The sequence below is a fragment of the Tateyamaria omphalii genome, assembly GCF_001969365.1.
Taxonomy (GTDB): Bacteria; Pseudomonadota; Alphaproteobacteria; order Rhodobacterales; family Rhodobacteraceae; genus Tateyamaria; species Tateyamaria omphalii_A.
The window spans coordinates 943,848-955,434 of record NZ_CP019312.1; the positions used below are offsets into that span (position 1 = coordinate 943,848).

Annotated in this window: 14 protein-coding genes; all 14 read right to left on the minus strand. The window is 63.4% G+C overall.

All coding sequences use genetic code 11. The features are described 5' to 3' along the window. Positions 1 to 7 precede the first annotated feature (7 nt). A complete protein-coding gene (locus BWR18_RS04625) occupies positions 8 to 1,342 on the minus strand; it encodes a glutamine synthetase family protein (RefSeq protein WP_076626917.1) in 1,335 nt (444 codons plus the stop codon). A 49-nt stretch (positions 1,343 to 1,391) separates the two neighbouring features. Beyond that, the gene (locus BWR18_RS04630) at positions 1,392 to 2,198 is read right to left on the minus strand and encodes an ABC transporter permease (RefSeq protein WP_076626918.1); all 807 of its coding nucleotides are present in this window, start codon (positions 2,196 to 2,198) and stop codon (positions 1,392 to 1,394) included. 82 nt (positions 2,199 to 2,280) lie between these two features. After that, the gene (locus BWR18_RS04635; protein ID WP_076630125.1) at positions 2,281 to 3,168 is read right to left on the minus strand and encodes an ABC transporter permease; all 888 of its coding nucleotides are present in this window, start codon (positions 3,166 to 3,168) and stop codon (positions 2,281 to 2,283) included. Between the two features lie 89 nt (positions 3,169 to 3,257). Beyond that, positions 3,258 to 3,983, minus strand: a complete 726-nt coding sequence (locus BWR18_RS04640; protein ID WP_076626919.1) for a transporter substrate-binding domain-containing protein — start codon at positions 3,981 to 3,983, stop codon at positions 3,258 to 3,260. 28 nt (positions 3,984 to 4,011) lie between these two features. After that, positions 4,012 to 4,785: an ABC transporter ATP-binding protein gene (locus tag BWR18_RS04645; RefSeq protein WP_076626920.1), complete on the minus strand. Its 774-nt coding sequence runs from the start codon at positions 4,783 to 4,785 to the stop codon at positions 4,012 to 4,014. 125 nt (positions 4,786 to 4,910) lie between these two features. Beyond that, positions 4,911 to 5,648: a phosphate/phosphite/phosphonate ABC transporter substrate-binding protein gene (locus BWR18_RS04650; RefSeq protein WP_076626921.1), complete on the minus strand. Its 738-nt coding sequence runs from the start codon at positions 5,646 to 5,648 to the stop codon at positions 4,911 to 4,913. Continuing rightward, the gene (locus BWR18_RS04655; protein WP_076626922.1) at positions 5,645 to 6,079 is read right to left on the minus strand and encodes a TerB family tellurite resistance protein; all 435 of its coding nucleotides are present in this window, start codon (positions 6,077 to 6,079) and stop codon (positions 5,645 to 5,647) included. The genes BWR18_RS04650 and BWR18_RS04655 overlap by 4 nt, the downstream gene beginning before the upstream one ends. A gap of 24 nt (positions 6,080 to 6,103) precedes the next feature. Continuing rightward, positions 6,104 to 6,538, minus strand: coding sequence for a TerB family tellurite resistance protein (locus BWR18_RS04660; RefSeq protein ID WP_076626923.1), 435 nt, complete (start codon positions 6,536 to 6,538; stop codon positions 6,104 to 6,106). A gap of 6 nt (positions 6,539 to 6,544) precedes the next feature. Further along, a complete protein-coding gene (gene rlmJ, locus BWR18_RS04665; RefSeq protein ID WP_076626924.1) occupies positions 6,545 to 7,318 on the minus strand; it encodes a 23S rRNA (adenine(2030)-N(6))-methyltransferase RlmJ in 774 nt (257 codons plus the stop codon). 167 nt (positions 7,319 to 7,485) lie between these two features. Further along, positions 7,486 to 8,106 (minus strand): ferric reductase-like transmembrane domain-containing protein, encoded by a 621-nt coding sequence (locus tag BWR18_RS04670; protein ID WP_076626925.1) that lies wholly within the window; start codon positions 8,104 to 8,106, stop codon positions 7,486 to 7,488. Positions 8,107 to 8,114: 8 nt separating this feature from the next. Beyond that, complete coding sequence (locus BWR18_RS04675; protein WP_076630126.1) at positions 8,115 to 8,600, minus strand: twin-arginine translocation pathway signal; 486 nt, start codon at positions 8,598 to 8,600, stop codon at positions 8,115 to 8,117. Positions 8,601 to 8,781: 181 nt separating this feature from the next. Continuing rightward, on the minus strand, positions 8,782 to 9,204 hold the full coding sequence (locus BWR18_RS04680) for a hypothetical protein (protein ID WP_076626926.1): 423 nt from the start codon (positions 9,202 to 9,204) through the stop codon (positions 8,782 to 8,784). Positions 9,205 to 9,311: 107 nt separating this feature from the next. Then, entirely contained in the window at positions 9,312 to 10,955 is a 1,644-nt protein-coding gene (locus tag BWR18_RS04685) for a CTP synthase (RefSeq protein ID WP_076626927.1), read from the minus strand. Positions 10,956 to 11,114: 159 nt separating this feature from the next. After that, the gene (secG, locus tag BWR18_RS04690) at positions 11,115 to 11,480 is read right to left on the minus strand and encodes a preprotein translocase subunit SecG (RefSeq protein WP_076626928.1); all 366 of its coding nucleotides are present in this window, start codon (positions 11,478 to 11,480) and stop codon (positions 11,115 to 11,117) included. Between the last annotated feature and the right edge of the window lie 107 nt (positions 11,481 to 11,587).

The window sequence follows — 11,587 nt, forward strand, 5'->3', positions numbered from 1 at the left end:
GCCCCGCTCAGACGGTGTCGAGGTAGATTTCCACCTGCTCTTCGGCGCTTAGTTCCGCCATGTCCCGCAGCTCCTGCCGCTTGGTCATCAGCATGTTGCGGATCAACTCGGCATCAAAGATGCGCGCGATGTCCGGGCTCGTCTCAAAGGCGGCAATCGCCTCCTCCCACGTGCCCGGCACCTGCGGCAGATCCTGAGCATAGGCATTGCCGGTAATGGGCGCAGGCGGGTCCTGCGCGTCCTCGATCCCGCTCAGCGCCGCCCCCAGCACCGCGGCAACTGACAGGTAAGGGTTCACATCCCCCCCGGCCAGCCGATGCTCGATCCGCCGCGCTTGCGCAGGCCCCGACGGCACGCGAATGGCCGCTGTCCGGTTCTCATAGGCCCAGGCGATACCCGTCGGCGCATGGGCCCCCGGCACCAACCTGGCATAGGAATTGGCATGCGGGGCAAAGACCAGCATGGACCCCGGCATCGCCGCCAGACAGCCCTGGATGGCATGGCGCAACACATCGCTGCCCGCTTCAGTGCCATCATCAAAGATGTTGCGCCCCTCGGCATCCAACACCGAAAAATGCATGTGCAACCCGTTGCCCGCATAGTCGGGATAGGGTTTGGCCATGAACGACGCGGCAAAGCCATGCTTGCGCGCCAGCCCCTTGACCAGCATCTTGAACAGCCACGCGTCATCGGCGGCCTTCAACGCGTCAGGCTGGTGCACCAGGTTGATCTCGAACTGACCCAACCCGCTTTCCGAAATCGCGGTGTCGGCGGGGATGTCCATCGCTTCGCAGGCGTCATAGAGCTCGGTAAAGAAGTCGTCGAACGCATCCAACGTGCGCATCGACAGGATCTCGCCCGCCATGCGCCGTTTGCCCGACCGGGGCGACGGCGGCACGCGCAACCGGGCGCCCGCGTCATCAATCAGGAAAAACTCCAGCTCGACCGCCACCACCGGGGTCAGCCCCCTGTCCGCAAAACGCCGCTGCACATCCGCCAGCGCGTGGCGCGGGTCGCCCATGAAAGGCCGCCCATCCTCGTGATACATCCAGATTGGCAGCAGCCCGGTGGGCGTGTTCAGCCACGGCATCGGGACAAAGCCGCGCTCTGTGGGGCGCAGCACGCCATCCCGGTCTCCGCTTTCCATCACCAGCGGGCTGTCCTCGATATCCTCGCCCCAGATGTCGAGGTTCAGCACCGACATGGGAAACCGCGTGCCGTCGCGCGTCACCTTGTCGGCAAAGCGCACCGGCATCCGCTTGCCCCGCGCCACGCCGTTCAGATCGGCGGCCGCCACACGGATCGCGCGGATTTCTGGGTTGTCGACAAGCCAATCGTGCATCTTGTTCTTCTTCTGACTAAAAATACCACTGCCGGAGGCACAAAATCATCTACCGGATCAGGTTCATGCGCAGCTTCAGCTTTTGACGCGTGTTGGCGGGCAAATGGCGGTTCAGCCGCCGGTTCACCAGACCGAACAGGCTGATGATCACCAGCGTCAGCAAGATGAAATAGGCCGCAAGGATCGGGTAGGGGATGAACGGGTTGAACGTCTTGTCCGCGAAGTAGCTGGCGTAATAGAGCGCATCGCCGCGCTGACCCCGCACCGGAAAGGCCGAGAAAAAGACCAGCGTCGTCGCATGAAACAGAAAGATCGCCTCGTTCGTGTAGGACGGCCACGCGAGGCGCAGCATCGTGGGCCACACCACCCGACGAAAGCGCGACCAGCCGGTCAGCCCATAGGCATCCGCCGCCTCGACCTCGCCCTTTGGAATGGATTGCAACGCGCCATAAAAGATCTCGCCGGAATAGGCGGCGGTGTTGAAAAACAGCACGATAAGCGCGCCCAGCCACGCGGCGGCGAAGGGGTCAAAGAACGGATGTACGTTCTTGAGGCTCAGAAACACGAAATAGGCAAAGAAGAACTGGATAAAGAGCGGCGAGCCGCGAAACAGAAAGATGAACCATTCCGACGGTTTGCGCAGGCCCGGCTTGTCGGACGCCTTGCCCAGGGCCAGAACCGTCGCGAGGACAAAGCCCCCGAGCATGGCCAGCGCCCCGAAATAGATGTTCCAGATCATCCCCGACCCGATCAGCGTCACCTGTTCGCACAAGGTGAAACCGTCGCGCGGCAAGCTCCGCTCGCCAATGCCGATGGAGCGCAGCGCATAGGCCTGGATCGTCTCAAGGCAGCTCATCCTGCGCCGTCCCGCGGTGCGGAGGACGTGATGAACCTTCTGCCAAAAAACAGAAAGTTCACAGCTGCGACGGCACCCCCCGTCACGCCTGCGCCCCCCTGCGTTGCGCTTCACCCGCGGTGGTCGCCTGTCCCCGGCTCAGCCGGGTCATTACGCGGGCCAGTACGATTTCGGACACGCGGGTGAACATCAGGTAGAAGATCAGCAGCGCAAGGAAATACCACATGCGCCAGTCCCCATGGGGGTAGTCGGTGAAGCGTGGTGTCTTGATCCCACCCAGTTCGCGCGCCCAATAGACCAGGTCCTCGACCCCCAGCAGGAACAGCAGCGGCGTGGCCTTCATCAGCACCATCCACAGGTTCGACAGGCCCGGCAGCGCATAGACCCACATCTGCGGCACCAGAACCCGCCAGAAGGTCTGGCGTGGGCTCATGCCATAGCTCTCGGCGGTCTCAAGCTGGCCGCGCGGCACGGCCTGCATCGCTCCGTAAAGCACGTTGGCGGCAAAGGCGCCGAACACGATGGCAAAGGTCAGGACCGCCAGCGAAAACCCATAAGTTTCGTGTACCCATTGCGGGGCCGTGCCCAGCGGCATCTTGGCGGCCTGGCAGACGACAAAATCATTGCCCTGCCGGATCGGTTCGGACCAGTCGGGGCAGAGCGCGCGGTGGCGCAGATATTCGATGGCCTGATCCAACGCGATGACAAAAAACAGAAAAAAGGCGACGTCCGGCACGCCCCGCACGACGGCGATATAGCCGCGCCCGATCCACGACAAGGGCGGGATCCGCGACCGCGCCGCCGACGCCCCGGCAAAGCCGAAGGCCAGCGCGGCAGGCGCCGTGATCGCCAGAAGCAGCAGTACCGTCAGCACCGACCAGTAAAGGGCGATGTGCTTTACCGTGGTCAGGTAGCAGGCCATCCACTGCCAGTCGGGCAGGGTGCTGGGATCTGTGCAGAAGCTAAAGATGGGCGTCCTCGATCGTTCAGGGCAAGCAGCATCCAAACGCGCACGAGGGGGACGACCGCAGCCATCCCCCTCGCGTCAGTCAAGTGGGATCAGAAGAGTTCCGCGTCGTCGCCGAACCACTTGGTGATCAGGGTGTTGATCGTGCCGTCTTCCTTCATCTCGGTGATGACGGCGTCGAATTTCGCCTTCAGCTCACCGTCTGTCTCGCGCACGCCCATGCCGACACCGCCACCCAGCGGCACCGGCTCACCGACCCAGACGATCTCTGGGTCTTCGGCCACGATGGGCTCAAGGAACGAACCCTGGAAGAACACGGCGTCGGCCTCACCGCTTTTGACGGCGGCGATCAGCTCTTCGGCGGTTGCGAACTCAAGCAGCGTGGCGTCACTGTCGGCGATGTAGCCGGCCTGGATCGTGTTGACCTGGCTTGCGACCATGCCGGTGATGTCGGCGTCTTCGGACAGGCCCACATAGCGCGAGGCTTCCGGCGGCAGGTAGTTCTGGGTGAAGTCGATGACCTCGTCCCGTTCGTCTGTGATGCTCATGCCCGCGATGATCGTGTCATAGTTGCCGGACACGAGGTTGGGGATGATGCTGTCCCATTCGTTGGTGACCCACTCGCAGGTCAGTTCGGCCCGTGCGCACATCTCGTCGCCCAGATCACGCTCGAACCCGTCGACCTCGCCCGCGTCATTGATGAAGTTGTAGGGGGGGTAGGCGCCCTCGGTGCCCATGCGCACGACCGAATGGCCGTCGGCCAGGGCGAATGTGGTTGTCATTGCGACGGCGACCGTCGACAGAAGGATGGATTTCATGAGTGATATCTCCCGTTGTTTTATTGGGTTACGCGGCGTGGGTCGCAGAAAGGAACCCGCGCAAACGTTCGGATTTGGGGGCGCCGAACAGATCGTCGGGTGCCCCTTGTTCTTCGATCAGGCCCTGATGCAGAAACACGACATGGTCGCTCACATCATGGGCCAGTTTCATGTCATGGGTGACGATCAGCATGGTGCGCCCTTCGGCGGCCAAGTCCTTGATCACCTTGACGACTTCCTGCTCCAACTCCGGATCCAGCGCGCTGGTCGGTTCGTCGAACAAGAGCGCCTCGGGCTCCATGCAGAGCGCGCGTGCGATGGCGGCGCGTTGCTGCTGGCCGCCGGACAGTTGCGCCGGATAAACGTCGCATTTGTCGCCGATCCCGACCTTGTCGAGATAGGCGCGCGCGGCCTGTTCCACCTCGGCCGGGTCGCGGCGCAGGACGGTCACGGGCGCCTCCATCACGTTTTGCAGGATGGTCATGTGGGCCCACAGATTGAACTGCTGAAACACCATCGACAGGTTGGTCCGAATGCGCAGCACTTGCTTGGGGTCAGAGGGACGGCGACCGTGATCGCGCCCCTTCCACGTCACCGGTTCGCCCTTGAAAAGCATATCGCCCTGCTGGCTGTCTTCGAGCAGGTTGCAGCAGCGCAGAAGGGTGGATTTGCCCGAACCTGACGAGCCGATCAGCGACACGACATCGCCCCGTTTTGCCCGAATATCCACGCCCTTCAGCACCTCGAGTGCGCCATAGGCTTTGTGCAGGTTGCGGATTTCGATAACGGCGGTGTCGGACACTTGGGGGCAGCTACGTCTGTTTCGATCAGAGGGTATAAGGGAGGAAAAGATGTGCCTTGTCCACGGGCAAAAGGGAAGATTTGCCTGTGTTTTGCGCAAATTGACGTCTGGTGACGCCGGTTTGATCAGGGATCGGGCGGAATGGGCAGGGCGAGGTACGCGGAGGCCGGCATGTTGACCAACCCCTTGAGCCGAAGGGCAGACCGATCCGTCGGTGACAGCCTTGCAATCGCCGCGCGCATGGCGTGCGCCAAGGGCGCGGGGTCCAGTGTCCGCGCCGTGATATAGGGCAAGGCCGGTGTGGGTGCGGTCCGGTCGAAGGGCGTGACGGCTGCGGTGGTGTCGATGTCGTGCTGCGCCGCGAGCAGGAGTGTCAGCGCGTCAATCGCGGCAAAGTCGGCGTCGCCCGCAGCCACCGCGTTGAGGCTTGCCAGATGCGCGCCGGTCTGGCGCATCCGACGCGGCGCGAGGTTGCGGGCGGTAAGATGCGTCACGGGCGCGGCCCAGCCCGATTGCGACAACGGCTCGTTGAAGGCCATAACGCCCTGATTGCACAAGGCTTTAAGGCCGCGCGTATCGTCACGCCGACGAATGAGGTAACTGAAATAGTGGCCGGGCGGACAGTCCGGCAGGCCGTAATCCGGCGTGCCGATCAGTGCGACATGCCCATGCAGCCTTGCCCGGTACGGCAAGCCGCAGGTCTGGGCCAGCAGCAGGTCGGGTGCCTGCCAGACGCGCCAGAGATCGTCGCCGCGGGTGAGGGTTTCGGGCCCATGTCCCAGCGCCGTGCGGATGCCCGCCCAGAGCCGGTCATGGGCACCTTGCAGATGCGGCATGTCGTACATGCCGAGCGATGCGATCATCCGCTGACGCGCTGGCGCGCCTTGGCGCTGTCCTGATCGGTGATGCCCAGCAGGTTGGTGACAAGGCGCAAAAGCGCGTCCTCTTCCTGCGCGCGTTGCCCATCGGCGAGCACGACCTTCCAGAGGGCTTCGACCACGGCAAGGCGGTCTTCGTAGGCGACGGCGTCCTTGATGGCGCGGGTGAAGCGGACGGTGTCGGGGGCCTCAGATTCCATCGCTTCGGCCTCGGCGCGTAACCTGTTGGTTTCGCTTTGAGAAAGGCCATAGCGGTCCTGTGTGATCTGGTCGATCAGGGCGCGTTCGTCGCCGGAATAGTCGTTGTCGGACCGGGCCACGCGAACGAGCAAGGCGGTGAGCGCAAGCCGCGCGTCGGCGTCAGCGATGGGGGCGGGTTCGGGCTGGATCAGCCGCTTGAGAAGGTCTTGGAACATGGGGGGGATATAAGCCGGTCTGCCCTAGTCGCCAAGCGCCTGCGTGCGGACCGCGGCGCTGTCGTCAGGCGTGATGGCGAGGGCCGCCTCGATCTGGTGCAGCACGTCCTCTTCGATGCGGGCGTGATCGCCGTCGGCGAGCAGCACTTGCCACATGGCCGATGCCAGCATGAGCCGATCCTCGTAAGCCACTGTTTCCCTGAGGATATCCGTAAATTCAGGCGTGCCGGGCGCGTGCCGTTCCAGCGCCTCGCAGGTGGCGCGCAGCTTGGCCGCGTCCAGCGGTTTGAGGTTGAAGGTGGCCGACAGGATGTTGTCGATGGCGGCCACCTCGGGCGCCTGATATTCGCGGTCGGCCATGGCCACGCGCACGAGCAGGGCGCCCAGGGCCAGTTGCGGCGTGGGGTCGGGTAAGGGTTTGGTTTCCTTCGGTCTTTTCGGGAAAAGGCGTTCGAACATGTGCGGTCACTTTAGCTGGTCGAAATGAGTTTTCAGAATTGTGGCCTGTTCGGCAAGGCCAAAGGGTGGGCGGAGGACAAACAGGCCGGATCCCACCATGCCGTGGCCGGGCCGTGCGGGGGCAAAGCGGACCTCGTGCCGGAGGGCGCCCGGGTGATCTTTCTGGAGTGTTTTCAGCATGTTGCTGTGTGCCCCTGATGTCAGGATCGGATACCAGAGCGCGATGATGCCCACATTCCAGGCGCGTGCGTATTTTCTGATGTGGGCGGGGATGGTTTGGTAGTCGTCCTTCTCCTCGAAACTGGGGTCGATCAGCATGAGGCCCCTGCGGGGTGTCGGTGGCAGGATCGAATGGGCCATGGCGAAGCCGTCTGTGCGGTGGACCTTGGCCGTGGGCAGCGCCAGTTCGAGGGCGTTGTGTTCGGCTGGGTGCAGCTCGGCCAGGGTGATGGTGTCGGTGTCGCGCAGGATCTGTGCGGCGATCATGGGGGAGCCGGGGTAGGCGTTTTTCCCATGTATTGCAGTGGTTTGCGTGAGGCACCTGGTGTAGGGGTGATCGGCCGGGAACCAGCTTTGCGCCCGTGTGATGCCCTGCGCCGCCTCGCCTGTTTTCAGGGCCTCGTCGGCGCCGAGGTCATAGAGGGCGCGGCCGCCATGTGTCTCGATATAGCTGACCGGTTTGTCCTTGCGGGTGAGGTAGGCGAGCATCCACGCGAGCAGGCTGTGCTTGTGGACGTCGGCGAGGTTTCCGGCGTGGTAGATGTGCTGGTAGCTGAGCATGGGCGCATATGGCCCGAGGGGCACCGTACGCGCAACGGTGAATGGGCCGTTTGCCGGAATGATCCGGACATACGGGTTAACGCCTGTAAAACAAGGCGAAACGGCGATGCACAGGGCGTGCACACCCTGTGCACCATCCGTACACCGCGTGTGCACCATGTGCCGGGTTAACGGTGCGTACGCTGCGATGTGTTGCGAAAGGGTAAACGGGGCAACATCCCCTTGATCAGGGCGATGCGGGCGGCCGCCAGCAGGACGAGGGCGCTGAGGGCGAATTTGGTGACCGTCTCCATCGTGCCCTCGATCAGCAGGGCATGGGTGACGGTGCCGATGGCGATGATGACGGCCAGCGTGGCGTGCGTTCGGCGCCATGTGACTGGGCGCAGCGGCAGGCGCTTGCGCAGGGCGGCGATGAGGGCGGCGGCGAGGACGGCCCACATGGCCGTGACGCCCCAGATGGCGAAGGGCGTGGGCGAGCGGAAGAGCAGCACGTCGATCACGTCCGGGGGGCTGGTGATCCAGAGGCCCGCCACATGGCCCGCGACGGCCAGCACCAGCAAGGCGCCGGTCACGCGGTGGATGCGGCGGCTGCGCGATGGCGTGAGGCCGGGCAGGTCGCCCGCGGCCAGAAGCGGTTGGACCAGCAGGAGCCCCATACCAAGGATGCCCGCAAAGCCTGAGGCGATGTAGATCCCGTCGCGCCATTGCAGGAGGGGGCTAAACGCCGCTGCGATCAAGGGCGCCGTCAGCGCGACCGCGAGCCCGGCCCAGATCAGGACGGCGCGCATGGGGTGGCTCAGGCCGGGACGAGCACGAATTGCACGTCGAGCGTGGTGTCGGAGGCGCTGCGCATGATGGGGCGCAGGAACACCGTCTCGAACCCGTTGTCGTCAAATTCGGCGTCATAGGCGAGGTGGCCGTGCGGCTGGCCGAAGGCGGGCACGATCTGGGGCATGTCCATCTGGAAGCGCCCCTGGGCGTCCGTCAGCGTGGCGCCGTGGCTGCGTTCGTCGCGTTCATGGCCTTCGGTCGTATGCGCCCACATCTGGATGCGCGCGTTCCGGATCGGAGCGCCGTCACCGGCACGCAGAACGGTGCCCGTCATCAGGAACCCGCCGCCGCCGATGCGGTCGACGATGGGCGCGCCGGGACGGTAATTGTTGGCGCCCCCGCGCATGGTGGGCGTGGGCGCGACCCCTTGGGCGCGGGCGGGAATGGCGGTTGTCAGCAGCGCGGCGCTGCCTGTGGCCAGAACGGTACGGCGGGGCAGTGAGGTGGTCATGGTCATGTCTCCTCAGTTGGCGTTGCCAATGAGGTAATGAGGTAACACGCCGGATAAACCGGTGTCACGCGGTCGTGATGGTGGCGCGCTACTTGGAAAGGTCCGCTGTGCTGGACGAAGCGCGCTTTCGCTGCGGCTGCGCCAATGGCTGCATTTGCTGCACTCCCTTGGTTTGAGTATCCTATTTAAGCGACTGAACGACTGATGCCCATACAGCAAGCGCGCTGCGATCTTTAATTTGATCCATTCGCTGATGCAGTTGTCGCTCCCATGGCCCGGTTTTGGATTTTGCATCGCGCAAGGCTTTGTAAAACTCCTCGAGTGCCAAATCTGTTTTGCTTATCTGCGCTAAAGCGATCCCTTTCTCGAGGTGAATGATGGCTCCCTTTGCTTGTTCTAAAGAACTGACATTAAATATATAACCGGCGGCAAGTGAAATGTTGCAGAACCGCAGTTTCTTGGCACCGTCGTAGCGATCATTCCTGCACGCTCCAGCCATCAGGCCCGCCGTCATGCCGGTCAACCACACGCACAAAAAGACCCACACGAAAATGGCGAAAGCCCATGCCTTGAACTTTGATTTCTTAGCTTCAGTCCTCTCCATGCGTACTGCTACCAAATGCGGGACAGTTGGAGAAGGTACTCGTCAGCTGCCATTTGTTCATCGCGCAGCATTTGGCAAACTGGGCTCTCCGCGGACCTTCGCCGCGCTCAAACCAAGCGGCTGACGTCCTTGGCCGCGCGCACGAAATCTTCGAACAGCGGGTGCGGCGCGAAGGGTTTGGATTTGAGTTCCGGGTGGAACTGCACGCCGATGAACCACGGGTGGTCTGCCCATTCCACGATCTCGGGCAGGCGCCCGTCCGGGGACATGCCGGAGAAGCAAAGCCCTGCCGTTTCAAGCTGGTCGCGGTATTTGATGTCGACCTCGTAGCGGTGGCGGTGGCGTTCGTCGATGGCGGTGGTGCCGTAGACCTGCGCGACGCGTGAGCCGTCTGTCAGCGTGGCGTCATAGGCGCCGAGCCGCATGGTGCCGCCCTTGTCGTCGCCCACCTTGCGTTCGACCTTGTGATTGCCCTGCACCCATTCCTTGAGGTGGTAGACAACCGGTTCGAAACGTTTCTTGCCCGCCTCGTGGTCAAACTCTTCGGAGCCTGCGGTCTTGAGGCCGGCGACGTTGCGCGCCGCTTCGATCACGGCCATCTGCATACCGAGGCAGATGCCCAGATAGGGCACCTTGCGGGTGCGGGCGAATTCGGCGGCCTTGATCTTGCCTTCGGTCCCGCGCTCGCCAAAACCGCCGGGGACGAGGATGGCGTGGAACCCTTCGAGATGGGGGGCGGGGTCTTCGTTCTCGAATAGCTCGGCATCGACCCATTCGACCTTGACCCGGACGCGGTTGGCCATGCCGCCATGGGTCAGCGCCTCGGCGATGGATTTGTAGGCGTCTTCGAGCTGGGTGTACTTGCCGACGATGGCGACCTTCACCTCGCCGTCGGCGTTGTGGATGCGGTCGCTGACGTCTTCCCATTTCGTCAGATCGGGCTTGGGCGCCGGGCTGATCTGGAAGGCGTCGAGCACGGCCTGATCCAGCCCTTCGGCGTGGTAGGCCAGCGGGGCGTCATAGATCGTGCCGAGGTCCTGCGCCGCGATCACGGAGTCGGGGCGGACATTGCAGAAAAGCGCCAGCTTCTCGCGTTCCTTGACCGGGATCGGCCCTTCGGACCGGCAGACCAGAATATCAGGGGCGATGCCGATGGAGCGCAGTTCCTTGACGCTGTGCTGGGTGGGTTTGGTTTTCAGCTCACCGGATGCCTTGATGTAGGGCAGGAGCGTGAGGTGCATGAAGATGCACTGGCCGCGCGGCTTGTCCTGGCTGAACTGGCGGATGGCTTCGAAGAAGGGCAGCCCTTCGATGTCGCCGACGGTGCCGCCGATCTCGCAGAGCATGAAATCGACCTCGTCATCGCCGATCTCGATGAAATCCTTGATCTCGTTCGTGACGTGGGGGATGACCTGGATTGTTTTGCCGAGGTAGTCGCCGCGCCGTTCCTTTTCGAGGACGTTGGAATAGATGCGGCCGGAGGACACGGAATCGGTCTTGCGTGCCGCCACGCCGGTGAAGCGTTCATAATGGCCAAGGTCGAGGTCGGTTTCGGCGCCGTCGTCGGTGACAAACACTTCGCCATGCTCAAAGGGTGACATCGTGCCGGGATCGACGTTCAGGTAGGGGTCGAGCTTACGGAGCCGTACGGAGAAGCCGCGCGCCTGAAGCAAAGCACCCAGGGCTGCCGAGGCGAGCCCCTTGCCCAGCGATGACACAACGCCGCCCGTGATAAAGATATAGCGTGCCATGTTCGGTGCATCCCCCGTGGTTCAGTCTGGCCAAAGGCCACTGTGAGCGGACGCGCAAATGCGTTCCCCACGGGGCCTCAGTGTAACAGGATTCGGTTCAAAGGGGCAAGGTGGCCGCAACATGATGTTGCAGCTTTCTGGATGCCCGCAAGGTTTTGTTTAGTCTGCGCTGGGGACCAGCGGTGCGCTGTCGTCGCCGCTGGGCGGCAGCAGGTCGCTGCCCGGCGGCACCAGATCGTCGCCCGGCACGTTCTGCGCGGGCGGCGTGATGCCCAGCTGGTCGATGACCGAAGTGCCGGAGGCGTTTTGCGCGGCGATGATCGTCAGCGTGATCGACGTGATGGTGAAGGCGATCCCGAGGATCCACGTCACCTTGCCCAATGCCGTGGCTGCGGGCCGCCCCGTCGTGGCCCCACCGCCGCCGCCGCCCATGCCCAAGCCGCCCCCTTCGGAGCGCTGCATCAGCACAACGGCAATCAGGCCGAGGGCGAGGATCAGATGGATGATGAGGACGACATTTTCCATGGAGGCGTTGGGCCCTTTGCTGCGCGATGGGCGGTATCTATGCAAGTTTCGGATGCGGGGCAAGGGCGGTTTGGGCCTCTGGACAAATGCGCACGCAGCGTCCCATG